The 25166-nt window shown below is 45.1% G+C and carries 23 protein-coding genes; 9 read left to right on the forward strand and 14 right to left on the reverse strand.

Going from position 1 to position 25166, the window contains the following annotated elements:
* Positions 1–210 precede the first annotated feature (210 nt).
* From L1D37_RS03795 to L1D37_RS03815, 5 genes are all read right to left on the reverse strand, one after another.
* The gene (locus L1D37_RS03795) at positions 211–399 is read right to left on the reverse strand and encodes a hypothetical protein (protein WP_004733419.1); all 189 of its coding nucleotides are present in this window, start codon (positions 397–399) and stop codon (positions 211–213) included.
* A 165-nt stretch (positions 400–564) separates the two neighbouring features.
* A complete protein-coding gene (locus L1D37_RS03800) occupies positions 565–1665 on the reverse strand; it encodes a J domain-containing protein (protein WP_239846929.1) in 1101 nt (366 codons plus the stop codon).
* Positions 1666–1822: 157 nt separating this feature from the next.
* Positions 1823–2488 carry an OmpA family protein gene (locus tag L1D37_RS03805; protein ID WP_048607125.1) on the reverse strand — a complete coding sequence of 222 codons (666 nt, stop codon included), beginning with the start codon at positions 2486–2488 and terminating at the stop codon, positions 1823–1825.
* Between the two features lie 113 nt (positions 2489–2601).
* Complete coding sequence (locus tag L1D37_RS03810) at positions 2602–3291, reverse strand: DUF2786 domain-containing protein (protein ID WP_132763329.1); 690 nt, start codon at positions 3289–3291, stop codon at positions 2602–2604.
* Between the two features lie 209 nt (positions 3292–3500).
* Positions 3501–4184, reverse strand: coding sequence for a DUF3334 family protein (locus tag L1D37_RS03815; protein ID WP_132763326.1), 684 nt, complete (start codon positions 4182–4184; stop codon positions 3501–3503).
* Between the two features lie 222 nt (positions 4185–4406).
* Here L1D37_RS03815 and L1D37_RS03820 point away from each other — a divergent pair, with 222 nt between their 5' ends.
* Positions 4407–7442, forward strand: coding sequence for an FAD-binding and (Fe-S)-binding domain-containing protein (locus tag L1D37_RS03820; RefSeq protein ID WP_239846930.1), 3036 nt, complete (start codon positions 4407–4409; stop codon positions 7440–7442).
* A 67-nt stretch (positions 7443–7509) separates the two neighbouring features.
* Positions 7510–7971 (forward strand): isoprenylcysteine carboxylmethyltransferase family protein, encoded by a 462-nt coding sequence (locus tag L1D37_RS03825; RefSeq protein ID WP_239846931.1) that lies wholly within the window; start codon positions 7510–7512, stop codon positions 7969–7971.
* Positions 7972–8112: 141 nt separating this feature from the next.
* Here the strand turns inward: L1D37_RS03825 and L1D37_RS03830 are convergent, their stop codons facing one another.
* The 6 genes from L1D37_RS03830 to hutC all read right to left on the reverse strand — a co-directional run bounded on the left by L1D37_RS03830 (position 8113) and on the right by hutC (position 15434).
* Positions 8113–8838, reverse strand: coding sequence for a DUF3581 domain-containing protein (locus L1D37_RS03830; RefSeq protein WP_010438254.1), 726 nt, complete (start codon positions 8836–8838; stop codon positions 8113–8115).
* Between the two features lie 211 nt (positions 8839–9049).
* The gene (gene hutH / locus L1D37_RS03835) at positions 9050–10582 is read right to left on the reverse strand and encodes a histidine ammonia-lyase (protein WP_239846932.1); all 1533 of its coding nucleotides are present in this window, start codon (positions 10580–10582) and stop codon (positions 9050–9052) included.
* 14 nt (positions 10583–10596) lie between these two features.
* Positions 10597–12291 carry a urocanate hydratase gene (gene hutU, locus L1D37_RS03840; protein WP_048615115.1) on the reverse strand — a complete coding sequence of 565 codons (1695 nt, stop codon included), beginning with the start codon at positions 12289–12291 and terminating at the stop codon, positions 10597–10599.
* Between the two features lie 50 nt (positions 12292–12341).
* Positions 12342–13370, reverse strand: a complete 1029-nt coding sequence (gene hutG, locus L1D37_RS03845; protein ID WP_239846933.1) for a formimidoylglutamase — start codon at positions 13368–13370, stop codon at positions 12342–12344.
* Positions 13357–14607 (reverse strand): imidazolonepropionase, encoded by a 1251-nt coding sequence (gene hutI, locus L1D37_RS03850; RefSeq protein ID WP_239846934.1) that lies wholly within the window; start codon positions 14605–14607, stop codon positions 13357–13359. The genes hutG and hutI overlap by 14 nt, the downstream gene beginning before the upstream one ends.
* A gap of 113 nt (positions 14608–14720) precedes the next feature.
* Positions 14721–15434 carry a histidine utilization repressor gene (gene hutC / locus L1D37_RS03855; protein WP_176681000.1) on the reverse strand — a complete coding sequence of 238 codons (714 nt, stop codon included), beginning with the start codon at positions 15432–15434 and terminating at the stop codon, positions 14721–14723.
* Between the two features lie 181 nt (positions 15435–15615).
* On the opposite strand from hutC, the gene L1D37_RS03860 reads away from it, so the two are divergent.
* Positions 15616–16359: a sporulation protein gene (locus L1D37_RS03860; RefSeq protein WP_239846935.1), complete on the forward strand. Its 744-nt coding sequence runs from the start codon at positions 15616–15618 to the stop codon at positions 16357–16359.
* A 109-nt stretch (positions 16360–16468) separates the two neighbouring features.
* Here the strand turns inward: L1D37_RS03860 and L1D37_RS03865 are convergent, their stop codons facing one another.
* The gene (locus L1D37_RS03865; protein WP_239846936.1) at positions 16469–17452 is read right to left on the reverse strand and encodes a DUF3187 family protein; all 984 of its coding nucleotides are present in this window, start codon (positions 17450–17452) and stop codon (positions 16469–16471) included.
* Between the two features lie 362 nt (positions 17453–17814).
* Here L1D37_RS03865 and thrS point away from each other — a divergent pair, with 362 nt between their 5' ends.
* The 6 genes from thrS (at position 17815) to L1D37_RS03895 (ending at position 21991) form a co-directional block, all read left to right on the forward strand.
* A complete protein-coding gene (thrS, locus tag L1D37_RS03870) occupies positions 17815–19743 on the forward strand; it encodes a threonine--tRNA ligase (protein ID WP_176681003.1) in 1929 nt (642 codons plus the stop codon).
* Positions 19744–19745: 2 nt separating this feature from the next.
* Positions 19746–20297 (forward strand): translation initiation factor IF-3, encoded by a 552-nt coding sequence (gene infC / locus L1D37_RS03875; protein WP_080566530.1) that lies wholly within the window; start codon positions 19746–19748, stop codon positions 20295–20297.
* A gap of 104 nt (positions 20298–20401) precedes the next feature.
* Positions 20402–20596, forward strand: a complete 195-nt coding sequence (rpmI, locus tag L1D37_RS03880; protein ID WP_004738430.1) for a 50S ribosomal protein L35 — start codon at positions 20402–20404, stop codon at positions 20594–20596.
* Positions 20597–20638: 42 nt separating this feature from the next.
* Positions 20639–20992 carry a 50S ribosomal protein L20 gene (rplT, locus tag L1D37_RS03885; RefSeq protein WP_004733517.1) on the forward strand — a complete coding sequence of 118 codons (354 nt, stop codon included), beginning with the start codon at positions 20639–20641 and terminating at the stop codon, positions 20990–20992.
* A gap of 203 nt (positions 20993–21195) precedes the next feature.
* Complete coding sequence (gene yqfB / locus L1D37_RS03890) at positions 21196–21513, forward strand: N(4)-acetylcytidine aminohydrolase (protein WP_239846937.1); 318 nt, start codon at positions 21196–21198, stop codon at positions 21511–21513.
* A 40-nt stretch (positions 21514–21553) separates the two neighbouring features.
* Positions 21554–21991 carry a hypothetical protein gene (locus tag L1D37_RS03895; RefSeq protein WP_239846938.1) on the forward strand — a complete coding sequence of 146 codons (438 nt, stop codon included), beginning with the start codon at positions 21554–21556 and terminating at the stop codon, positions 21989–21991.
* A gap of 103 nt (positions 21992–22094) precedes the next feature.
* On the opposite strand, the gene L1D37_RS03900 is transcribed toward L1D37_RS03895, so the two are convergent.
* Together L1D37_RS03900 and L1D37_RS03905 are read right to left on the reverse strand one after the other, a co-directional pair.
* A complete protein-coding gene (locus L1D37_RS03900; RefSeq protein ID WP_239846939.1) occupies positions 22095–23333 on the reverse strand; it encodes a leucine-rich repeat-containing protein kinase family protein in 1239 nt (412 codons plus the stop codon).
* Between the two features lie 115 nt (positions 23334–23448).
* Positions 23449–25023 carry an ATP-binding cassette domain-containing protein gene (locus L1D37_RS03905; protein WP_239846940.1) on the reverse strand — a complete coding sequence of 525 codons (1575 nt, stop codon included), beginning with the start codon at positions 25021–25023 and terminating at the stop codon, positions 23449–23451.
* Between the last annotated feature and the right edge of the window lie 143 nt (positions 25024–25166).

The raw sequence follows: 25166 nt of genomic DNA on the forward strand, positions 1-25166 counted from the left end.
TTGTTGTTTTGTCTCATAAGTTGAAGAAATGTGAGCTTTATACAGGTGTATACAGTGGTTTTTACAGAAAAGTACTGTATACACCTGTATAGAAGATAAGAAGATAAGAAGATAAGAAGATAAGAAGATAAGAAGATAAGAAGATAAGAAGATAAATCCCAGATACAAAAAAAGCGCCTTAGGCGCTTTCTTATATTTCAACGGTGTAACTTATCTCAGTGTTGCTTGGGAGAGTTTTGCTCTCATTTCCATTTCACCAATATTGAACTGGCGAACATCAATGGTTGCAATATCATTGCACTCTTTACATGCATGATGACACTTACCATCTAGGTAGTCGTGTTTTTTTACTAGGCTTGGCTTTTTGCACCAATCACAAACGCCTTCTATTGTGAACATATTCTCTCCTCACCTGTATATGTCAGGTGTATTTTCGGCGCAAATTATGACACAAGTAAGACCCATTAGTTAATAGTTTGTTACCCATTTTTGAGAAGGTGATCGATTGCAACACCAATAAAATCGATATCTCCGTGAATTGGAAAGCCAAAGGTGTGTGGTTGTTTACGGTTTTGTAACACTTTGTAAAATGGTTTTTAGCGCATTGTTCAAACGTTTCATTTCTTCGTCACATCCATGGCCATCAGGATGATAGATTTTCGACAGTTGTTTGTATCGAAGTTTGATGCTTTTCTGGTCAGGGATTGAACTCGGTGTGTAACCAAACAGAGCACAAGCCACTTGTAACTGACTTCGGCTTTTGCTGTTTTTCTGCTTCTTCAGTTCGTGATAAATGGTTTGAAGCTGACGCTTTTGCTGCTTAATGGTGAAATCCTTCGAGCTAAGTTGCGCTTCAAGCGTCTGTTGTTGTTGATTCAATTCACCAGATTTTAAAACCTGTCTCTTTCTCGAGATCACCAGAGTTGCGCTGATACTCACGACCGCAATCAGTAGGGCCAACGCAGCACCAATCATATAGTCAGAGCTAGTTAGGTTAGAACTGGAGAGGTTAGAGCGTGAGGCTTGGTCAGATAGCATTTGGCTAGATTGTACTTGCTGAGATAACCCCTGACTGGTGTCGATTTCGGAGTCGATACTGTCATCGAGCTGTTCTATTGAAGATATCTGCTTTGCACGCTGCTGGTTGAATTGTGCTTCTAGAACGCGGTTGTAGCCATCTTCTGCATTCGGGTTGTCTTTTAAAGCAGCTTCATACCATAACTGCGCTGCATCTAGTGGTTGAAGGAGCTCCTTATCGAATGAGGACTCGTAGATCTTTGCTACTTCAAGAGGCGCTTGCTTGTTGCCTTGCAGTGCCGCTTTGATGAACCACTTTAAGGCTTGTTTGTTGTCTTGCTCGACACTTGTACCTGCCAAGTACCACTCGCCGAGTGTAAATTGCGCAGCTGCATTGCCATTGTCTGCAGATTGCGAGTACCAATAGAATGCGTCGTCGATATTTTTAGGCAAGTCCGTTCCCAATTCATACGCTTGCGCCAATTGGTATTGAGATGCTGGGTCTTGAGGTTGTGAATTTACTGACAGCTGAGGGCTACTTTCTGCATGAACCAAATGTATCGAGAACAACTGTATCGTGGCAAAGATGAAGACAAGAAGCAGAGTTCTTAGAGGCGATGATGACAGAAAGTTGGATAGGATAAGCAAAAGATAAGTCTCGTAAAAAAGCCCAGTGCCGATATATCAATATGCATACGCTATGTGGCTGTTAATTAGGTTGTAACGTTTGAGACAAGCGCTACAACTGACAAACAACTATATAATGGTTAATTCAATAGATAAAGGCGACTGGGCTTTAATCGTGCTACTTAAGCGGCAAGATTTGAATTTCTACGCGACGGTTACAAGCACGACCTTGAGACGTGTTGTTATCACATAGAGGGTAACGCTCACCGTTACCACGAGCAATGGCACGGCCCGCTGCTACATCTTGAGAGATCAAGAATGCACGAACAGATTCAGCACGACGCTCAGAAAGGATTTGGTTAGTCGACTCACTGCCAGTGCTGTCAGTGTGACCTTCGATCACTAGGCTTGTGTCTGGGTATTCAACTAGGATACGCGCAACACCACGAAGTGTGTTGTGGATGCTTGATTCCAAAGCGTAAGAACCAGAATCAAAACCGATGCCGTTTTCTAGACGAAGTAGAAGCTGATTCTCACCAACACGCTCTACTTGAACGCCAGAGTTCATTAGCTCTTCACGAAGTGCTGCTTCTTGTCGGTCAAAGTAGTAACCAATACCACCACCAACAGCCGCACCACCTGCAGCACCAATAAGTGCACGTTTACCACGGTCTTTAGAGTCACCGGTAGCAGCACCAGCAACGGCACCAGCGAGTGCACCAATTAGAGCGCCTTGAGTTGCAGAGTTCGTCTCAGATTCGCCAGTTGTTGCGTTTTGACGTTGAGTTGCCTGACAACCCGTTAAAGCGATAGTAAGCGCTAGGGCTAGTGTGATTTTTTTCAACGTATTTTCTCCATCATGTACTTCTGTCAAACAAATGAATTCGGATGACAAACATAGTCCTGTAAATCTTATTGATGGTTTTTATCAATACGTTGAAGCAATGTAAAGCGGCTCTATGATTTAGTTATCTTTTTAGCTGCCTGTGCGCCGGCAACTGGTCGATTAACAGACAATTTACGACCTTTCTTCAGACCAACTTCATAATCTGCAGTGAGATTTTTCATCGCTTCTCTGAGTTGTTGCTTGAAGGTTTCGCGGTCGATATTTTTGAATTCTTTATCGATGTAGTTGTTGATTTTGTTGTTCGACTCGTCATCTGGAGTAATGGTTGGTAGCTTTTCAAGTGCACCTTCAACCCAGCCTGAAACAAACGAGTTCACACGACGTGTCACTTCTAAAGAACCTGTGCCTGAACCAGCAAAGCTATTTCTGAATTGGCCTGTGTGCTCATTCAGTTCGCGATAGATGATATCGAAAGCAAAGGCAGCGAAGATTGCGCGATCGGCTTCACCAATGAACTCAACACGTTTGAGGCCTTTGTGGTTTAGCAATACGGCTTCTACGCCAAACTTGGTGTTGATACCGCGAATAACACGCAGCAGTGTAGAACTGATATTTGCAGGTAACAGGTGAGTGGATTGAGTTTTCCCCATCTTGATAAATTCAATATCGTCTTTTTCGAGACCATATTTCAGCATCAAGTTATGCGCCATTTTTATCGCATTGGCAGCTTCATTGACGTTCGCAGAATTTCCAAGCTCAAGACACTTGGCAATTTTCTTTAGGGCTTTTTTCTTATCCATCGACTACTTAATCATCACCGCAAATTTTTAAAAGTCCGACATTTTACATGTTTTAGCGGGTAACAGAAAGGCAAAACTCGTTTGAGGCGTAAGTGAGGCGATGAACATAGGAAAGAAAATGGCAGCTTGGTTACATAAACAAAAACGCCATCAAGAAGATAGATGGCGTTAGTGACACAGTTTTTTAGAATGACTAGAGCATTCGCAAACTAAATTCCAAGTTCATCGAGCAGATCTGCTGCAGAGTCGTTGCCTGAGCTTTGTGCTGGCTTGTTCTCTTCCTGCATTTTTTTCTGAGTCGCTTCTAGGATGCTATCTGGACATTCGTCTTCCGCAATTTCAAATTCTTCCAATTGGATGAATTCTGTCTTATCCATAGCAAGCTCGAGGTAGAAGATGTTGTTGTTTTGAGTCGAGAAGGTAACACGACGAGCTTGTGGACGATCCAGGTTGGTATCAACAGAAAGGTTTACTTGCTTGTTCAGTGCTAGCATCTTCGGTTGGTTCTGAGTGATGTTGGTTTGTAGCTCTTTGCGGATTTTATTAGTGAAATCACCCACCAGTTGGTTCATTAATTCGCCCAATACATCGCCCACTTCGTCTGACGTATGCAGCACGGCTAGCTCATTTTCAGGCATGCCCATGTTACGCATGTAGTTGGTATAGATCTCTAGTGCGGCTTTCGACGTAAAATTGATAACAACAAGACCAGAAAAACCGCCGTCAAAAAGAACGAAACAACCGAAATCTGGCTTCAGACTTGTCTTGTTGATCTTTTGAACCATGGCTGAATAGGACACCTGAGAAGCCGTCGCTGAAGTGAGTACGCTTGAGACTGATTGGCATAGCTTAAGAAGAATATCTTCAGTTGTGACTGTTTTGTTTTTTTTCATTGTGATGTGCTCATGGAGATGTCTTAAACAAAATGTTATTCAGTATATTGCTACCGAATTAAGACGAAAGTGACTATTTCTCCATTCTTGCACTGAGATTCTGATTTGATCACCTTTTTATATGATCTTAATAGTAGTAAAGTGACGAAATTCAAAGAAAATTATTAAAAATCTCAGATAACCCAATGCTGATAGGATCAGCGAAGTAGGGGCAGGAAGCAAATGTTACCAAGACTTCAACTCAATGCTGATGTCGATCCAGTTGTCGTACGCTTTTTAGATGAACTAAAAACAGCGGGCTTTACTGGCGACATTGAATCTCAATATTCTAGCCGTTTGGCTGTGGCGACTGATAACAGTGTCTATCAGCAATTGCCGCAGGCGGTCATCCTTCCTAAAACAACTCAAGACGTTGTGCTGCTCGGCAAAGTGGGTTCTAAATCTGCTTACGAACGCGTGACTTTTTCCCCTCGTGGCGGTGGTACCGGAACCAACGGACAATCCTTAACAAAAGGTGTTGTGGTTGACCTATCACGCTACATGAACAAGGTTCTTGAGATTAACGAGAAAGAAGGCTGGGTAAGAGTTCAGTCTGGTGTCGTTAAAGACCAATTGAACGATGCAGTTCGTCCTTATGGTTACTTTTTCTCTCCTGACCTATCAACCAGTAACCGAGCGACGTTAGGTGGCATGATCAACACTGATGCTTCTGGCCAGGGGTCATTGAAGTACGGCAAAACGTCTGATCACGTGTTGTCGCTGCAAGCGGTCTTCGCAGACGGTTCATGTCTAGAATCTGATTTATCACATGGCTTGCCTGATGAAGGTGAATTTGCTCACCATGCACATGCGGTGACTGAGGCTGTTTGTCGTAACAAGCGTGCTCAAATCTTAGATAAATTCCCTCCGTTGAACCGCTTCTTAACAGGTTACGATCTAAAGAATGCAATCAACGAACAAGATGACAGTTTTGACCTGACTCGCGTTCTATGTGGCGCAGAAGGTTCTTTAGCATTCATTACAGAAGCAAAGCTCAACCTAACGCCGATTCCAAAAGCACGTACGTTAGTTAACGTGAAATACAACACGTTTGATTCTGCACTACGTAATGCACCGTTCATGGTGGAAGCGAAAGCACTGTCTGTTGAAACGGTGGATTCACGAGTATTGAACCTAGCGAAGCAAGACATTGTTTGGCACACCGTGAGCGATTTGCTGACTGATGTTCCAAACAAAGAGATGCTTGGCATCAACATGGTTGAGTTTGCAGGCCAAGATGAAGCGGAAGTTGAACAACAAGTTCAAGCGCTGACGGCACGACTTGAAACCATGGTTGAAAGCGAAGAAGCGGGCGTGATTGGCTTCCAAGTGTGCAGTGATTTGGCGAGTATTGGCCGAATCTACAACATGCGTAAGAAAGCGGTGGGTCTATTGGGTGCGGCGAAAGGCCGAGCTAAGCCAGTCGCTTTTGCTGAAGATACCTGTGTACCACCGGAAAACTTGGCGGATTTCATCTCTGAGTTCAGAGTCCTGCTTGATTCAAAAGAGTTGAACTACGGCATGTTTGGTCACGTTGATGCAGGCGTACTGCACGTTCGTCCAGCTCTAGACTTGTGTGATCCGATGCAAGAAGCCTTGATGCATGAAGTCTCTGATGAAGTGGTTAAGCTGGTGGCGAAATACGGCGGCTTAATGTGGGGCGAACACGGTAAAGGTTTCCGCTCAGAGTATGGTCCTGACTTCTTTGGTGAAGAGCTGTTTATCGAATTAAGACGCGTTAAAGCCGCCTTTGACCCGCACAATAAGATGAACCCGGGCAAAATCTGTACGCCTTTAGAAAGCGACGCTGAATTGGTGAAAGTGACTGACACCAAGCGTGGTTTCTACGACCGTCAGATCGACGTTCAAGTCCGTGACAGCTTTAAGCAAGCGATGGAATGTAACGGCAACGGTTTGTGCTTTAACTACGATACGAGCTCGCCAATGTGTCCTTCAATGAAAGTGACGGCTGACCGTCGTCATTCTCCAAAAGGCCGTGCTGGTTTAGTGAGAGAATGGCTACGCCAGTTAACGGAACAAGGCGTCGATATTCTCGATTTAGAGCAAGAAGCGCTAAAAGATAACACTCCGGTTAAAACCATGGTGGAGCGTGTCCGTAACACGATGAATAAACGCCATGAGTACGACTTCTCACACGAAGTACACGAAGCGATGAACGGTTGCCTTGCATGTAAAGCGTGTGCAAGCCAGTGTCCGATCAAAGTTGACGTGCCGAGTTTCCGTTCTCGATTCTTGAATATCTATTACTCACGTTACCAACGTCCTGCGAAAGACTACTTGGTGGCGAACATTGAAACCATGCTGCCACTCATGGCGAAAGCGCCAAAAGTCGTTAATGCTGCATTGGGTCAAAAGTGGGTTCAATCTGCAACCGCGAAAACAGTCGGCTATGTTGATGCACCATTGATGTCGGTACCTACGCTGAAAAATCGTCTGGCGAGTAAAGAGCTACAATTGTTCGATATTCAATATCTAGAAGGGCTTTCTTCTGAAGAGAAGAAGCAGCATGTATTGATCGTCCAAGACCCGTTTACTAGCTTCTATGATGCAGAGGTGGTTGAAGATTTTGTCACTCTGGCTCAAAAGCTTGGCAAAACTCCGGTCTTACTGCCATTTAAGCCAAATGGTAAAGCACTGCACATCAAAGGCTTCTTAGGTCGCTTTGCACGTGAGGCTAAGTCGACGTCTGATTTCTTGTCGATGGTCGCTGATATCGGTATTCCTTTAGTGGGTGTCGACCCTGCACTGGTGCTTTGTTACCGAGATGAGTACGTCGAGATCTTAGCGGATAAGCGTGGCGACTTTGATGTGCTCACCGTACATGAATGGTTAATGCCATCGCTCGGTGACTTTGAAGCGCGTTCTGCAAGTGAGGAAATGTGGTACTTGTTCGCTCACTGTACTGAGAAGACCAAAATGCCAAACGCTGAAAAAGAGTGGGGCGCTATCTTCAAACACTTTGGTGCTGCACTTACCAGCGTTCCTGTCGGCTGTTGTGGTATGGCGGGTACCTTCGGGCACGAAGTCGATAAGCTACAAATGTCGAAAGACATATACGGTTTAAGTTGGAAGCCAAGGATGCAAGACTTACCGAAAGAGCGTTGCTTAGTGACGGGTTATTCCTGCCGAAGCCAAGTGAAGCGTTTTGAGGGTGAGAAGCTTGCCCATCCATTACAGGCGCTCGCAAAAATTCTATAAACTATTTAGCCCAGCAATTGCTGGGCTTTTTTCTAAACTAACAATGGAATTGTTAATAAGGAAAGCTATGAGATTTCTTGAGTTAAAAGTACCACCGGTTGCTCTCTTTATATTGGTCTTAGTCGCCTCTTATTTCTGTGCTCAACAACTAAGTACGGCGGCAATGGCATTGCCTTATAAGCTAGTCGTTTTAGGTACTGGTATCGCATTGAGTGGCGTGGTCGGATTGTCGGGTATCTGGGAATTTCGAAAGCAGAAAACCACAGTTAACCCGATCAAAGTCGAAACCGCTTCGGCAGTCGTAGACAGCGGCATTTTCGGCTACACCCGAAACCCAATGTATCTAGGGCTATTCATTTTATTGTTTTGCTTCGGCTACTACTTTCAAAACATCTTCAGTATCTTACTCAGCTTCGCGTTCGTGATTTACATGAATCAATTCCAAATCAAGCCAGAAGAGCGTGCTCTAGAACAATTGTTCGGCGCTGAATATGTTGATTACAAACAAAAGGTTAGGCGTTGGATCTGATGTGCCGCTTTGAGTGCAGGCTTGAGTGATTTAGCGTAATCAGGAATCGAATAAAAAAAGCCCAGCTTGAGGGTATCAAGCTGGGCTTTTTTTATCTTGTTCTAGGGTTATTTACATCAGTGGTGTAAATAAGAGTGCCGATTAAGCGGCTGCTGCGAACTGAGCTAGAAACATCTCTTTGCGTTCGTTGAAGCGGTTTACTAGGTCGTCTACAGAAGCTTGGTCGTATGGCTTAAGGCCACTTGCAACCATGCGCTTCACGCCTTTACCGACTACTTCGCCATCTTCTTTGAAATCGAAGTTCAGAGTCACGATGCCGCGCTTGCCTTCAACGTCAAAAGTCGCACCAGAGAATTCAACTTCAGGGTGAGATAGGTCTAGGCGAGTAAACTCAACTTCCATGCTCTCGTAAATCACAAGAGGACGTTGGCAGTTGATCATCATTTGTTGCTCTTCCATAAGAGGAACCATGATGTGAGGGAAGTTCATGCCAGAGAACTTAACGTAGTTTGTTACTACGTGCTCGATGAATGCTTGATCGTGGCTTTTCTCACCTTCACAAGACATGTGTAGGTACTCTTTGCCTTTCTCGTCAACCAGTGAGCTTTCTTTTTCACACTTGTTATCAACGCTTAGCGCAATACCGTTACCAACCATACCTGAAAAATCAAAGCGCATTTTTTGGCTGATGCCTTCTTTTTGCAGAAGAACTGCAAACAAAAGATCGCCAGGCACGCAGAAGCGCTTGTTGTCTTCATCGTGAATTGGGTTGAAGTCAGCAGCTACTTTTTTAGCAAAGTGGCTAGCTTGTTCACGAGTGAATTGAAATTGATTGTCTTCAGTAGAAAAGTAAGGTGTCAGAAACATAGTATCGCTATTAGTCATCAAATCTGGGGTGGATTATAGCTAACTAACTTCGTTCTAATGGTCTATCCAGTTAACTTTGCTTATATATCAGTCGATTAGATAAATACGTTGGATGGTATGTGACGATTTTGAGGGGAGTAGGGGCTTGAGTTCAATGCAACAAGGGCTAATCAATAGCCCCTGTTTATATGACGTGCTATTTCGCCAAACCTTATAAGCTACATAGTAGGCCTTCTGGCATTAGGTGGTTATGCACTGATAACTTGAGCAGTAGATTTGCTTGCTCGATATCAGGTGAGAAGTAACGGTCTTTGTCGTAGAAGCTGACTTTCTCGCGCAGGATCTGTTTTGCTTCTTCTACTCGAGGAGAAGACAGATTTGGAGCTCGGAAGTCTAGCCCTTGTGCGGCTGCTAGGTACTCAACGGCCAAGATTCCACGAGTATTTTCTGCCATGTCACGAAGACGACGACCTGCAAAGGTGGCCATCGACACGTGATCCTCTTGGTTAGCTGATGTTGGCAAGCTGTCTACAGAAGCTGGGTGAGCCAGTGTTTTGTTCTCGCTTGCTAAAGCTGCTGAGGTGACCTGAGCAATCATAAAGCCTGAGTTAACACCGCCATTATCGACCAAGAAAGGTGGAAGCTTACTTAGCGCACTATCTATCAGCAGTGCCATTCGACGCTCTGACAAGCTACCGATCTCGGCGATAGCTAAGGCTAGGTTATCGGCAGCCATTGCAACAGGCTCTGCGTGGAAGTTACCGCCTGAAATGATGTCGCCATCGTCAGCGAACACCAGCGGGTTATCGGATACCGAGTTTGCTTCAACGTTTAACGTTTCTGCTGAATTACGAATTTGCTGTAAGCAGGCACCCATCACTTGAGGCTGGCAACGCAGCGAGTAAGGGTCTTGAACCTTTTCACAACACGTGTGTGACTCACCAATTTCACTCTTTTGATCAAGCATATGTCGGTAAGCTAATGCAGCGTCCATTTGTCCACGGTGACCACGAACGCGGTGAATACGAGGATCAAATGGGCGGCGACTACCGAGTGCTGCTTCAACAGACATAGCGCCACAGACAGTTGCAGACGCGAATAAATCTTCTGCTGCGAATAGACCTTCTAACGCAAATGCGGTTGATGCTTGTGTGCCGTTTAGTAGCGCTAAACCTTCTTTCGGTGCGAGTGTGATTGGCTCTAGCCCTGCGATCTTCATCGCTTCTAAACCAGTAATGATTTTGCCGTTATGTCGTGCTTGGCCTTCACCAAGTAGAACGGTACTCATGTGGGCGAGGGGAGCAAGGTCGCCAGATGCGCCAACTGATCCTTTCTGTGGTACACATGGGTAAACCTGCGCGTTCACTAGATCGATTAGGGCATTGATCACCTTGAGTCGGATACCTGAGTAGCCACGAGATAAGCTGTTAATTTTCAGCACCATCATCAAGCGCACGGTTTCGTCAGACATAAACTTGCCAATGCCTGCGGCGTGAGAAAGTACGATACTTTTCTGCAGAACTTCGAGATCTTCTGGGGCGATCTTGGTGTTCGCCAGTAAGCCAAAGCCCGTGTTGATGCCATAAACCGTGCGATCTTCAGCAATCACTTGCTCTACAACCTGCATGCTCGCTTCAATATCTGGAATAGCAGCAGGGTCGAGTGATAAGTTCACAGGGCTACGGCTAATCTTGCGAAGTTCAGATAGGCCTAGAAGTCCTGGTTTAAGTAATAAATTCAACATGTTATCTCCAGACATTAAAGGCGACGAAGTTCTTCGTTTAGCATAGGTAAGTCAAGTTTCTGCTCTTTAGCACACTGCTTGGCAATATCGTAACCCGCATCAGCATGACGCATAACACCGGTTGCAGGGTCATTGTGAAGCACACGAGCTATACGCTGTGAAGCATCTTCACTACCATCACAACAAATCACCATGCCTGAGTGTTGTGAGAAGCCCATGCCAACACCGCCACCGTGGTGTAGAGAAACCCAAGTTGCGCCGCCAGCTGTGTTCAACAGTGCGTTCAATAGAGGCCAGTCTGATACCGCATCAGATCCATCCATCATGCCTTCGGTCTCACGGTTAGGGCTTGCAACAGAACCTGAATCTAGGTGATCACGACCAATAACAACTGGTGCTTTCAGTTCACCATTTTTCACCATTTCATTGAATGCTTGGCCCAAACGTTCACGATCTTTCAGGCCAACCCAACAGATACGAGCTGGTAAGCCTTGGAACTGGATACGTTCACGCGCCATGTCTAGCCAGTTGTGTAGATGTGGGTTGTCTGGAATCAGTTCTTTTACTTTCTGGTCTGTTTTGTAGATGTCTTCTGGGTCACCAGATAGTGCAGCCCAACGGAATGGACCGATACCTTCACAGAACAGTGGGCGAATATAAGCAGGAACGAAACCTGGGAAATCAAACGCGTTTTCTACGCCTTCTTCCAATGCCATTTGGCGAATGTTGTTACCGTAATCCACGGTCGCAGCACCGCGGTATTGCAGGTCTAGCATCGCTTGAACTTGAATTGCCATCGATTGCTTAGCCGCTTTCACGACTTTCGCTTCATCAATGGTGCGCTCTTGAGCGGCTTTTTCCATCGTCCACCCTTGAGGCAAGTAGCCGTTCAGAGGATCGTGGGCAGAGGTTTGGTCAGTCACAACATCTGGCGTGATGTTACGCTCTACTAACTCAGGGAATACATCAGCAGCATTACCTAGCAGGCCAACAGAAATAGGCGTGTCTGACTCCTTAATCATAGCCATCGCTTCATCTAAGCTGGTGGCTTTTTTGTCGACATAGCCAGTACGTAGGCGGTAATCGATTCGTGATTCATCGCACTCAACCGCAATCATTGAGAAGCCAGCCATAGTAGCCGCAAGAGGCTGAGCACCACCCATGCCGCCAAGACCGCCCGTTAGAACCCACTTGCCGTTTGCTTCGCCTTGGAAGTGTTTCTTCGCGATAGCGACAAAGGTTTCGTAGGTACCTTGAACGATGCCTTGTGAACCGATGTAGATCCAGCTGCCTGCGGTCATTTGGCCGTACATCATTAAGCCTTCTTTATCGAGCTCGTTGAAGTGTTCCCAGTTTGCCCAGTGTGGAACAAGGTTCGAGTTAGCGATTAATACGCGAGGTGCGTTTTTATGAGTAGGGAACACGCCTACAGGTTTACCTGATTGAACAAGTAACGTTTGGTCGTCTTCTAAACGCTCTAATACTTCAACAATCTTGTCATAACATTTCCAATCACGCGCAGCGCGTCCAATACCACCATACACAACCAGTGCATGTGGGTGTTCTGCCACATCAGGATCTAGGTTGTTCATCAGCATACGTAGTGGTGCTTCTGTTAACCAAGATTTTGCGCGCAAAGTGGTGCCATGGGGTGCGCGAATTTCGCGAGTCGTGTCGAGACGAGGGTCACTGTTGTGGTGTTCCGTCATTTTGAAATTCCTTCTGTTTCACGTTATATCGTTGTAGTTATCTATCTTGCTTATTCACTGGCCATTGCAGAGGCTATATCCCAACACAAACGCGCCGCTAATCGAGCCGTTTGGCCATCGACGTCGTAGTCTGGGTTGTATTCTGCAATGTCCGCGATAATGAGTTTTTCACTGTGTTTAAAAATCTGTTCTAGAAAAGGTGCGAGCGCTTCATAGCTAACGCCTCTTGCTGCTGGGGCACTGACGCCCGGTGCTGTCGCTGCTGGGAATACGTCAAGGTCGATAGTGAGATAGAGGTAGTCACACTCAGCGATGAATTTTTGTAACTTAACCAGTTGAGCAACTTGGTTAACTTGGGTCATGTTGCGGTCGTGTTCATACCAAACGCCCAGTTGGTCAGCTTTGTTAAACAGCGCTTTGGTATTGCTGGCTGCACTTACACCAAGACAAGCGTAATGAAACGGCCACTGATGTGTGTGGCAGTATTCGCTAATCTGATTAAATGGTGTGCCTGAGCTTGGTTTGACGTCAGCGATGTCGCTTTCAAATTCACGAAGGTCGAAGTGAGCATCAAAGTTAACGATGCCTATCTTAGGTTTGTGCTCTGGTTGAGTTCGGTGAAGGTGCTCTGCGAGGCCTTGGAAAGAGGCCCAAGCCACTTCGTGACCACCGCCAAGGGTAATCACTTTGTTGGTTGATAGAGCATTGGCAATCACAGTAGCGCACTGTTTTTGGCTGACTTCTAATTGACCGTCGTTACATTCAACATCACCAAGATCAGCAATATGTGTATCACTGTGCCAAGCCATATTCGCCAGCGCTTGGCGAATCAAATTAGGGGCTTGCTTCGCGCCCACGCGTCCTTTATTTCTTGCAACACCGGCATCGCAAGCAAAGCCAACCAAGGCGATAGCATTCTTCATCAGTTGGTCATCCAAATCGCCATTTTTGACTTGGTTGGTGATGTGATGAACTCGGGTGCCATGTTCGCCATCTTCAAGATCATTGCGTCCCGTCCACACAAAGTTGTGGGTGGTGACTGTAGTTGCGTTAGTGCTGTTGGGTTTAGATTGCGTCATGACATACCTCGCCATTAACAATGCGTTTATGCAGGTGAGGAACACCGACTTGATAGCTTAAGTCGGCAGGGTGCTCGATATTCCAGATAGCCAAATCAGCAGCGTAACCTACTTCAATTTTTCCTCTGTTTTGCGACTCGCCAATAGCGGCAGCTGCATGACAAGTAACCCCACGTAATGCTTCTTCTGGAGTTGTGCCAAACAGGGTACAGCTCATGTTCATCATCAGTGTTAAGTCAGCAAAAGGAGAAGTGCCGGGATTTAAGTCGGTCGCTATTGCCATTGGGATATTGTGCTCGCGAAGTAGGGCAATAGGTGGCTGTTGAGTCTCTTTCAAGAAGTAAAAAGCGCCCGGTAATAAGGTGGCGACTGTACCCGATTCCGCTAGCGCTTTTATTCCGGTTTCATCTAGGTACTCAACATGATCAACAGAGAGAGCACCGTATTTAGCTGCTAGCGCACTGCCGCCCATATTAGAAAGCTGTTCTGTGTGACCTTTTATCGCTAGTCCATGTTGTTTGGCTGCCGCAAATACACGCTCGGTTTGCTCTAGGTTGAAGCCGATCGATTCACAGAATACGTCGACTGCGTCAGCTAGTCCTTGCTCTGCGGCTTTAGGGATGATCTCTTGGCAGACCAGATCAATGTAACGATCTGGCTGTTCTTTATATTTTGGTGGTACAGCATGTGCTGCAAGGAGTGTGGTGGTGATTTTAATACGACGGTGGTTTTCTAAGGCTTTGGCAGCGCGTAACATCTTGAGTTCGTCATCAAGCGTTAAACCGTAGCCAGACTTTACTTCGACGCTGGTGACGCCACTTTTTAGAAGCCCATCTAATCTAGGCAGCGCCATCTCAATCAGTTCGGCTTCTTGTGCTGAGCGTGTCGCAGTGACTGTAGCTAGAATACCGCCGCCTTGCTTGGCGATGTCGGTGTAGGAGACGCCATTCAAACGTTGTTCAAATTCATTGGCGCGATTGCCTGCAAATACAAGGTGAGTGTGGCAATCAATCAGCCCAGGGGTAACGAGCTTGTTTTTGCAGTCGTAGGTGGTGTAATCCAAAGAACCATCAACACTTGTTTGTTCCGATTTAGAAGCCAGTGCGTTTTGATTTGAACAAGAGATGGACGCGATCTTACCGTTTTCGATAACGATATCTTGCGGGGAAGAAGGTTGGTAACCGTCGCCTCCCGAGCTCATCGAGACCACTCGTGCATTTTTGAGGATCAAATTCATAATCACCTAGATCTTTGCTAAACAATAAATGTATATACAAATAAATAGGCTAAATACTGACCCGAATCAAGTTGATGTTGCAAAAATGTGATCGGCGATCAGGATGATATTCTTTAATCCAAAACGATCTTAGAGCTTAATTTGTACTTAGAGCCGGGATGGTAGAGTAATGCAAAGCTGATAAGGCGTTCTTTACTCCATGTTCTTCTATTAAGAAGAAGGCAAGGCTCTGATTCAGATAGCTTTAGTGACGTTCTGATTTTCGAGTCTGGAATGATAGCTTCAACCGTGTGCTCTATAGCACTTAACGGGCAGTTTTTTGAAAGATATTCATTGGGTGTAGAGGCTGAAAAATCTTGTTCTAAGTATTGGGGAGCCGCTTGTGAGTTTACCCAACGAGCTTCTAGCTGTATCGGCATATTGTCGGCAAAGTGGATGATTTCACTATAGAATACCTCTGCGTTGATCATCACGCCTAACCGTGTGGCGGTGCTTTCATCGGCCTTTATACTTTCATGCTTGATCACTTGACTTGTGTAGGTTTGGCCACGGTCTTTGATCTCTTGGGCGATGTTGTTGATATCAAGTAGGGGAGATTGCGCTTTTTCCTCTGGCTCACACACAAAAGTGCCCAGTCTTGGCTTCCTGATGAGCTTGCCTTCAGACACAAGATCTCGAATTGCTTTATTCACCGTCATTCGACTCACATTGAACTGCTCTGTGAGTTCGAGTTCGGTGGTAATTTGATAACCCACCGGCCAGTGACCATTGGTAATTTTGTCGTCTATGAACTGTTTTATCTGAAGGTAGAGCGGCGCTTTCGACATAATGAAACCTTATTTGACTATACAAATAGAGTAACGGATTTTTTCACGATTTCAACATTTCCTCAGAGGATGTGAGCTTGTTCAACATTGATAGCGCAAATGTCTTGATTCTGTGGGGCAAGTGTCGCAAATTGTCACGCAATAACTATTCGTAAATCAGATAATTAGAAAGGGAAATAATATGTTTAAGAAATTAAAGGCCTCGTTGGGCATCGGTGCGGCAAAGGTCGATACCGTCTTAGATAATATTGACGTTTTCCAAGGTGGCGAGTTGTCTGGCAATGTTCACATCATTGGTGGCGACGTTGAGCAACAAATCGACCTGATCAACTTAGTTCTCAATACAGAAGTTAAAGTCGAAACAGAAGACAGCACCAGTTACGAAACCTTTTCACTTGGTCGTATTCAAGCAGTCGAGCCTTTCGTAATTCAACCGGGTGAAACCAAATTGGTGCCATTCCGTCTTAAGTTGAATGATGAAACGCCAGTCACCGCGTTGAACGCACAAATGAACCAGTGTCATGTGTGGGTAGAAACCAACCTAGATATTGGTTTTGCGATTGATCCTAAAGACCGTGATTTTATCTCCGTTCATCCACTGCCAACAGTCGCGAAAATCATCCAAGGTGTTGAAGCATCGGGCATGAAAATGGTGAAAGCAGACGTAGAGAAGGGCTTCTTAAAAGGTAATAGCTTTGCTTCACGCTCTGGCTGTTACCAAGAGATTGAATTTCGTAGCGGCGGCTTCATGAATAACAAAGAGATCGAGCTATCATTCATCGTTGAAGGCTCTATGGTTCACTGCCTAGCCGAAATTGACCGCTCAATGAGCTTCCGTGGCGACCAATACATCTCATTCAGTTTACCTGCTAATGCAGCTGACTCAGACATTCGCAATGCCGTATCAAGAATCATGAGTGCGTAGTTGTCTCTCTGCTCGTAGTCGCTCTATCTACTAGTAATTACAACACCGTTTCCAAAGCCGAACTTAATTGTTCGGCTTTTTAATTCAATTACCTCGAAGTGAATCAAATCTACCACTGATGCCGATAAGCCAATTGAAAGGCGACATCGGTGGAGTTATCCATGTTGAAGATGTTCTCGATGATGGATACCTCAATTGCCGAGCGTTGCATCACGTAACGATAGCCAAACATCATCTCATTAGCTGATTCTGAAAACTCAGTTTCGCCATCTTCTGCGCCTTCATACCAACGATATTCTAGGTGCAATTCATGGTTTTCGAATAACGTGAGTTGATAGCCGCCCATCCATGACCATGTCGTTTTCTTGTGTGAGAAACCGCTCTCTACCTCTCGATTGGACTGATTCGCCACCCCTAGGCTTGTGTAGAAGGTATTAATATAAAGTTGGTAAGCATAGTTGAATTGAGCGCTTTGCTCGGTGCTGCTTCCTTCAAATGCACCATGGCTGACATTGTTATGGTAGAGAGATATGCCAAAAGATAAGCCGTGGTTTTCAATGTCTATGATTTGGTATTGAGTGTAGAGGGTGAAAGCGCTAGTTAGCGTGTCGCCGGAGAAGTCCCGAACATTGATGTCGTGGTCTGGTGCGTAAATATCAAATTGATGTCGTTCTTTTCGATCGCGTCCTGCTTGGTCGATGTCGAATAGGTCATGAAAGTTGATGGTGATTTTGTCGAGGTGATTATTGGCGGCGTAAAGGTAACGGTAATTGAATTCTACTTGCCATGCTTTAGTTAATTGCCATCGTAAACCCGTTTGAAGTTGATTCTGATAATAGTCTAAATGGTAGTCGTGGGAATTGGCCCAGATACTCGCGGCCGTTAACGCGGAGAATACTTCAATTTTATTCTCTTCGAGTGGGAAGCCAGAGCGAAGTGTCGGAGTGAGGCGAACGGACTGCAATGGTGCTTGGGTATAACTGATTAAGGAGCCGTAATCTTTATTGGCCGATGTCGCTGGTGTGTAAATAACAGCAGTTATGATTAACGGTAAAGAGGGTATAAACGATATAAAAGTAGCCTGTTTCTCCATATGCATCTCATCCGTATTCCGTCACTTATCTATAGCTTAGTTCTAAATGACTAAATCGAAACTGCTATGTTGGATTAGAGCAGCTCAAGAGTGGGTTTGTCGGAGAGGGAAGGTGTTGGTTAGCATGACAAATTCTTATCTATCGGAGTTATAAGAAAGCCGCGAGAGACCCTCTGTCATTGTCATTTTATATTATTTCGTTACAATGCTCGGATACCTACAAATGGTGCATCTGTATTTGCTTCTATGTGGGTATCTTTATTATGCATATATCTCCGGTCAACATACTCGTTGACTGACAAACATATATTAAACATTTTCATGTGTTGCTTGGTGTGCAACACCACTGTAAAGGACAAATAATGCCAATTATTACTCTTCCTGACGGTAGTCAGCGTCAATTTGACAACCCTGTATCAACTCTAGATGTTGCCCTATCAATCGGTCCTGGTCTTGCGAAAGCAACCATTGCTGGTCGTGTAGACGGCGAGCGTGTTGATGCTTGTGATCTTATCGAAAACGATGCAAGCCTAGAAATCATCACAGCTAAAGATGAAGTTGATGGCCTTGAGATCGTTCGTCACTCTTGTGCTCACCTTTTAGGCCACGCGGTTAAGCAGCTTTTTCCAGAAGCGAAAATGGCGATCGGTCCTACCATCGATAACGGTTTCTACTACGATATCGACCTTGAGCACTCTCTAACGCAAGAAGATCTAGAAAAGATCGAAAAGCGCATGAAAGAGCTAGCGAAGACCAAGTACCAGGTTGTTAAGAAGAAAGTTAGCTGGCAGGAAGCGCGCGACGCATTCGAAGCTCGCGGCGAGACTTACAAGATTGAAATCTTGGACGAGAACGTTTCTAAAGACGATCGTCCAGGCCTGTACCACCACGAAGAATACATCGATATGTGTCGTGGCCCACACGTGCCTAACATGAGCTTCTGCCAGCACTTCACTCTACTTAACGTAGCGGGTGCTTACTGGCGTGGTAACAGTGACAACAAGATGCTTCAACGTATCTACGGCACTGCATTCCACGACAAGAAGGCGCTTAAAGCTCACCTTGTGCGCCTAGAAGAAGCGGCTAAACGTGACCACCGTAAAATCGGTAAAGCGCTTGACCTATTCCACATGCAGCAAGAAGCACCAGGCATGGTGTTCTGGCACCACAACGGTTGGACTATCTTCCGTGAGCTAGAAGTATTTATTCGTCAGAAACTGACAGAGTACGAATACCAAGAAGTTAAAGGCCCATTAATGATGGACCGTGTTCTTTGGGAACGCTCTGGTCACTGGGATAAGTACGCAGAAGCAATGTTCACTACTTCTTCAGAGAACCGTGAATACGCTATCAAGCCAATGAACTGTCCTGGTCACGTTCAAATCTTCAACCAAGGTTTGAAATCTTACCGTGATCTACCGCTACGTATGGCTGAGTTTGGCTCATGTCACCGTAACGAGCCGTCAGGCGCACTTCACGGTATCATGCGTGTTCGTGGCTTCACTCAAGATGATGCTCACGTATTCTGTACTGAAGACCAAGTTCAACAAGAAGTTAAAGCTTGTATTGATATGGTTTACGATACTTACACAACTTTCGGTTTCGAAAACATTGTTGTTAAGCTATCTACTCGTCCAGAACAGCGTGTAGGTTCAGACGAAATGTGGGACCGTGCAGAGGCTGACCTTAAGCAAGCGCTAGAAGCATTAGAGATTGCATACGAGATTCAAGAAGGCGAGGGTGCGTTCTACGGACCTAAGATTGAATTTACTTTGCATGATTGTTTGGACCGCGCATGGCAATGTGGTACAGTGCAGCTCGATTTTGCATTACCAGAACGTTTAGGTGCTACTTACGTAGGTGAAGATAACGAGCGTCACACGCCAGTTATGATCCACCGCGCGATTTTAGGTTCACTAGAACGCTTCATCGGTATTCTTATTGAAGAATACGCTGGTTTCTTCCCAACGTGGTTGGCGCCAGAACAAGCAGTTGTAATGGGCATTACAGACAAACAGTCTGAATATGTACAAGAAATTACGAAAAAACTGCAAAAAAGTGGATTTAGAGTCAAAGCAGACTTGAGAAATGAGAAGATTGGCTTTAAAATCCGCGAACATACTTTGAAACGTGTACCGTTCATGCTTGTGTGTGGTGACCAAGAAATGGAAGCCGGCGAAATTGCAGTACGTACACGTAAAGGTAAAGACCTTGGCAAGTTTAAAGTGGATGACTTTATTTCATACATCCAAGCTGAGGTTTCAAGCCGTAAGCTCAATCTGGAGGAATAGCTATTAAAGGCGGAAGACGTGGCCAACAACCGGCCAAACAAAACCAGCACCGTTTAAACGGTGACATTCGTGGCGTTCGTGAAGTGCGTCTAACTGGCGCTGACGGCGAAGCTGTTGGTGTAGTTTCAATCGCTGAAGCGATGGAAGCTGCAAATGAAGCTGGTATGGATCTTGTAGAGATCAGCCCTAACGCCGAGCCGCCAGTTTGTCGAGTGATGGACTACGGTAAGTTCCTCTTCGAGAAGAGCAAAGCTGCGAAAGAGCAGAAGAAGAAGCAAAAACAGGTTCAGATTAAGGAAGTTAAATTCCGTCCTGGAACTGATATTGGAGACTATCAGGTAAAACTACGCAACCTGACTGGTTTCCTAGAAGACGGCAACAAAGTGAAGGTAACAATTCGCTTCCGTGGCCGCGAAATGGCTCACCAAGACATCGGTGTTGACGTTCTTAATCGTTTGAAAGCGGATACTGAAGAATTTGCAGTAGTCGAATCTTTCCCAACGAGAATTGAAGGTCGCCAGATGATCATGGTATTGGCCCCTAAAAAGAAGTAATTAACGGCTTTGCAAGTAATTGAACCCTGCAGCCTCAGGTTGCGGGGTTTTATTCGCCCTAATTACTATGTTATTAACAACTCAACAATGCGGAGTTATTCATCATGCCTAAGATGAAAACCAACAAAGGTGCTGCTAAGCGTTTCCAGAAAACTGCTGGTGGTATTAAGTTTAAGCACGCTGGTAAACGTCACATCCTGACTAAGCGTACTACTAAGAACAAGCGTCAGCTACGTCCGAACTCGATCCTTCCTAAATGTGAAGTTGCTCAAGTTCTACGTATGATGCCATACGCTTAATTCTTTTTAGTTTATAAATTCGTTTAGTTTAGGAGAAGCATAATGCCTCGCGTAAAACGTGGTGTACAAGCTCGTGCACGTCATAAGAAAGTTCTAAAACAAGCTAAAGGTTACTACGGAGCACGTTCACGTGTTTACCGCGTAGCTTTCCAAGCAGTTACCAAAGCTGGTCAATACGCTTACCGTGACCGTCGCAACAAGAAACGTCAATTCCGTCAACTTTGGATTGCACGTATCAACGCGGCATCTCGTCAAAATGGTCTATCTTACAGCCGTTTCATCAACGGTCTTAAGAAAGCATCTATCGAGATCGATCGTAAGATTCTTGCTGACATCGCAGTATTTGACAAAGCAGCATTTGCTGTTCTAGTTGAAAAAGCGAAAGCATCTCTATAATTTAGAGTTAGCTTAAAGGTTTAAGAAAAGGAGAACTTCGGTTCTCCTTTTTTATTGCCTGCAATTTGGTTGTTCCGTATTCTCTCGCATCTCGCATCTCGCATCTCGCATCTCGCATCTCGCATCTAATTTTTATTCGCTTGAACAGGCATTCTGGTATATAAACATCTACCTAACCTGTAAATGTTAAGCGATAGAGATAAATGACCGCACCTACCACTATGACGTTCTTCGAACGTTTTGAAACCGATATCCTTTCAGGCAAAAAGACGATTACTATTCGTGATGAATCTGAGCGCGATTACCAGCCAGGTAGCGTTGTGGAAGTATCAACGCTAGAGCAAGGACGTGTGTTCTGTAATCTTAAAATCATCAGCGTAGAGCCAATCTTGTTTGATGAACTGGGTGAGTTTCATGCTCAGCAAGAGAACATGACGTTAGACGTTCTGAAGGGGGTGATTCAAGACATCTACCCTGGAATCTCTGAGCTTTATGTCGTCTCTTATGAGTTGGTAGATTAAGTCTTATTGGATTGGATTAACTAGCTAGGGATGGCGATTAATGAGTGACAACCAACAAACACTGCTTCAACTTTACTGCCGCGAACAGCAAGCGCAAAAGCTATTGGATAAACACGACTTAGACAGTGACCTGAGCGAGAGCGCCGATTATTTAAAGTGGTGTGAGAGCAAAAGAAACTTTGTTGCAGAGGATGTCTTAGGACGTACTTGGGTAAAAAGTTGCCCTGCAGGGTACATTACTGAGGTTCACTTTCATTCGAATGGCAGCCTAACGGAATACCGCTTGTTTGACCGGTTTGAAACTCAAGGTCATTGGTTGCTGAAAGGCGGGTTGCTGCACGTTGAAATTAGTAAAGGTGACAATCGTTACCAGTTTGATGTGGTTGCGTGTAAGGATTTGAATATCCACTCAGCGGTGGAATATAAAAGCCAAGAGCTTCACTCTTACCTTAAGCTTGTTCAGGTAGAAGCTAGCTAACTCGGATTTGATTCATTAAGCTCTAAAATCAAAAAAGCTAACGTCAAACGTTAGCTTTTTCATTTCTATTGAACCTTGATTGAATACTTAGGCTTGGTAGCGCTTATGCGTGATAGTTTTCAAGCTTCTTGTAAAGTTCTGAATCTATATCGCCAGTAGAGCAAACCGTCAATAGGTCATCAATAAAGTACTTGAGAGCGCGAGCTTCGATGCGTCGAATGCCTTGTTGCTGCTCTTCTGTTAGGTAACCGTAAATAGTCGCAGCGCCAAAGTCGCCAAAGATCATTTGGCCTTGCTCATTGACTAGGGTGTTGTGCGCATACAAGTCACCGTGACAAACCTTGTTGTCGTGAAGGTGATTAAATACATCAATCATTTGAGTAACGATGTTGTCGATTTGCGTGATTGGAAGTTCGAAACCTTCTGGGAAAGTATCACGGGTGCAAGTCTCGAGTGTCGGTGGCAAGCCTAGGTTGTAATAGCTGCTTGGGATAAGCTCCATTACCAACGCGAGGTAATCTTGCTCGTCCACTTGAGCGATAGACTTCACTAGGTTGCTATGGTGACCAGCTTGAAGACACGCTTCCAGTTCATCATGTGGGTAGCCGTCGCTTGTTACTTCGCCTTTGAATACTTTAACGGCCACTTCCTGAGGGAAATCAAAGTCACTGTTTAACCAATTAGCATGAGAAATCACGCCTGATGCGCCTTGGCCAAGCACTTGGTTCAGTGAGTAGCTTTGAGAGCTCACCGCAGGCACGCTATCTAAGGTACTAGGGTGTTTGCAAAACGGATTACCCGCAAACGCTAACCACGCCAGTTTCGGAAGCATAATAAGGAACTCTGGGAATTCAGTCAGTTGGTTTGCAGACAATCGAACCAGTTCGAGGCTGGATAGGTTTTCCATACTCTCAGGTAAAGCACGAAGCTGGTTGCCTGCGAGTGCCAGCTTTTGCAGTCGTGGTCTTTCGCCTAGTGAGTTAGGCAGAACTTCGATGGCATTGTCAGTCAGAATTAACCAGCGCAATTGAGCGGGCAGAGACTCTTCACTCACTGTTTTGATTTGGTTGGTCTTGAAGCCAACCATTTCAAGCTTAGGAAGCGAACCAAGAACATCAGGAAGGTGCGTAAATAGGTTATTCGACGCAAAGATAATACGTAGATTAGTTAGCTGTGTTAACTCGTGTGGAAGCTCCGATAACTGATTCCCTGAAAGATCCAGAATCTCTAATGAATCGACGAGCTCTAAGATCTCTAGTGGAAATTCGGTGAGACCTTCTGACAGCTTTAAGCGCTTAATACCTTTTAGTTGCCCTGATTTTAGTTGTTCTAGAGTATGCAAACCTTAGCCTTATGAATAGATGTTCGAGGCGCGTAGTGTACTTGTCTCAAGTGAGAAAGGCGAGTATCCGCAACAATACTCGCCTATCTAAGCTCAGTGATCGTTGGTATCAAGGTTAAAGCTGAATACGATTTTGGCTAACGCCGACCTCCTCAACAAAATCCACGTCATGACTGACTAAGATAAAAGCGCCTCGGTATTCACGCAAAGCTGACGCTAATATCTGCTTAGAGTCGATATCTAAATGATTGTCTGGCTCATCAAGCAGCAGTAATGGCGAATCCTGTTGATGGCTGACGATCAACATCGCCAGTTTCATTTTCTCTCCACCGCTTAGGTGAGCTACTTTGCGGTAGACGGAGTCTCGCCTAAATCCAATACCAGCTAACAAGGTTCGTGCGTCACTTTCTGTCATGCCACAGCTATGTGTCATCAGGCTATCGAACATGGTGTAGTTGGTGTCCAACAGTCCAAAGTGTTGATCCAAATATACTGTGGACCCCAAGTGTTTAATGGTACCGGTGTAGTTCGAGTGTTGCCCATGAATGGCCTTTAACAGCGTCGACTTTCCACAACCGTTTGCACCCGTTAGATAACACCGTTCACCTTGCGATAGAGAGAAGTTGATGTGAGCGCCAGAACCAAAACTCAGGTGGCAATCTTCAACGGTTAGTAATGAGTTCTTTTTACTGTTATTGCCCTGTTGCAGATACAAAGCCTGTGGTTTCAGTTGCTCCTTTTGTTCTTTTAGAGATTGAAGCTTATGTTGGTTTTGGTCCTTTAAGTTCTTTTGGCTAGTGGCTGATGCCCCTTGAGTTCGTCCTGCTTTGTCTTTCATCGCATCCAATAATATTTTGGGTTGGCTGCCTGACTTTCTGAGTCGGTTACCTTGAGACTCACGTTGCTGTGCTTTTTCTTTATTGGCTTGAGCTTGGCGTTCCAGTCGTTTCTTTTCGGATTGGTGATGCGCAATCTGCTTGTCCAATGCTTCACTTTGGCTCGACATTTGTTTGAAGTAATCATCATAGTTTCCTTTGTAGAAACGTAACCCCAAACTGTTGAGGTGGTAGATCCCCTCCATGTGCCTCAACAGACTTCGATCGTGACTGACGACAAGTACTTTTCCCTCAAACAACTGGCACTGCTCTAATAGCCAATTACGTCCGTCGTTATCCAAATGGTTGGAAGGTTCATCGAGAATTAATATGTCGTGATTCGATGTAAATAAGCGATGAAGTTGCAAGAGGGCAAGTTGGCCACCGCTTAATGTGTTGCATGGTGTAGTTAACTCACTGGTTATTTTCAATGTAGCTAAAAGCTGATGAGTGGTTTCTTGTAAATCCCAATCGTCACCAACGATATTGAAGTGCTGAATTTCGCAGCTACCTTGTTTGATGGCTTGCAAGGCATTGAGCTTGTCAGTGATACCTAAGAAGTCAGTAATGTTGATTTCGCTATCCAACAGCTCTGAAGGTAATTGTGAGTAAAAGCCGAGCGAACCTTGTCTGGAAACACTGCCTGAAGTCGGTTGCGTTTGCCCGGTGAGTAGTGAAAGTAGTAGTGACTTTCCAGCTCCATTTCTTCCAACTAGGCCTGTAAGGCGCATGTTCAGATTAAAGGTGATGTCTTTGAATAACCACTCACCAGTATCGAGCTGAAATGAGAGATTATTGGCTAATATAGTAGGCATAAGAATACCTCCCTTTACGTGTAAACGAGTAAAAGGGGTGAGGCGCTTTTCTACATAGACTCCAACGTAGGACTCTAACAATAGATCGCCAAAGACGTTACTTAGGTAGATGACCAATCAAAGATAGAAAAGCTGTGCTGAGA

This window comes from Vibrio sp. Isolate33 (assembly GCF_022397895.1).
Lineage (GTDB): Bacteria > Pseudomonadota > Gammaproteobacteria > Enterobacterales > Vibrionaceae > Vibrio > Vibrio pomeroyi.

Coding starts and splice junctions, on each gene's coding strand:
- L1D37_RS03795 (WP_004733419.1), bottom strand. CDS start 399: ATGTTCACAATAGAAGGCGTTTGTGATTGGTGCAAAAAGCCAAGCCTA.
- L1D37_RS03810 (WP_132763329.1), bottom strand. CDS start 3,291: ATGGATAAGAAAAAAGCCCTAAAGAAAATTGCCAAGTGTCTTGAGCTT.
- L1D37_RS03815 (WP_132763326.1), bottom strand. CDS start 4,184: ATGAAAAAAAACAAAACAGTCACAACTGAAGATATTCTTCTTAAGCTA.
- L1D37_RS03820 (WP_239846930.1), top strand. CDS start 4,407: ATGTTACCAAGACTTCAACTCAATGCTGATGTCGATCCAGTTGTCGTA.
- L1D37_RS03825 (WP_239846931.1), top strand. CDS start 7,510: ATGAGATTTCTTGAGTTAAAAGTACCACCGGTTGCTCTCTTTATATTG.
- L1D37_RS03830 (WP_010438254.1), bottom strand. CDS start 8,838: ATGTTTCTGACACCTTACTTTTCTACTGAAGACAATCAATTTCAATTC.
- hutH (WP_239846932.1), bottom strand. CDS start 10,582: ATGTTGAATTTATTACTTAAACCAGGACTTCTAGGCCTATCTGAACTT.
- hutU (WP_048615115.1), bottom strand. CDS start 12,291: ATGACGGAACACCACAACAGTGACCCTCGTCTCGACACGACTCGCGAA.
- hutG (WP_239846933.1), bottom strand. CDS start 13,370: ATGACGCAATCTAAACCCAACAGCACTAACGCAACTACAGTCACCACC.
- hutI (WP_239846934.1), bottom strand. CDS start 14,607: ATGAATTTGATCCTCAAAAATGCACGAGTGGTCTCGATGAGCTCGGGA.
- hutC (WP_176681000.1), bottom strand. CDS start 15,434: ATGTCGAAAGCGCCGCTCTACCTTCAGATAAAACAGTTCATAGACGAC.
- L1D37_RS03860 (WP_239846935.1), top strand. CDS start 15,616: ATGTTTAAGAAATTAAAGGCCTCGTTGGGCATCGGTGCGGCAAAGGTC.
- L1D37_RS03865 (WP_239846936.1), bottom strand. CDS start 17,452: ATGGAGAAACAGGCTACTTTTATATCGTTTATACCCTCTTTACCGTTA.
- thrS (WP_176681003.1), top strand. CDS start 17,815: ATGCCAATTATTACTCTTCCTGACGGTAGTCAGCGTCAATTTGACAAC.
- rpmI (WP_004738430.1), top strand. CDS start 20,402: ATGCCTAAGATGAAAACCAACAAAGGTGCTGCTAAGCGTTTCCAGAAA.
- rplT (WP_004733517.1), top strand. CDS start 20,639: ATGCCTCGCGTAAAACGTGGTGTACAAGCTCGTGCACGTCATAAGAAA.
- yqfB (WP_239846937.1), top strand. CDS start 21,196: ATGACCGCACCTACCACTATGACGTTCTTCGAACGTTTTGAAACCGAT.
- L1D37_RS03895 (WP_239846938.1), top strand. CDS start 21,554: ATGAGTGACAACCAACAAACACTGCTTCAACTTTACTGCCGCGAACAG.
- L1D37_RS03905 (WP_239846940.1), bottom strand. CDS start 25,023: ATGCCTACTATATTAGCCAATAATCTCTCATTTCAGCTCGATACTGGT.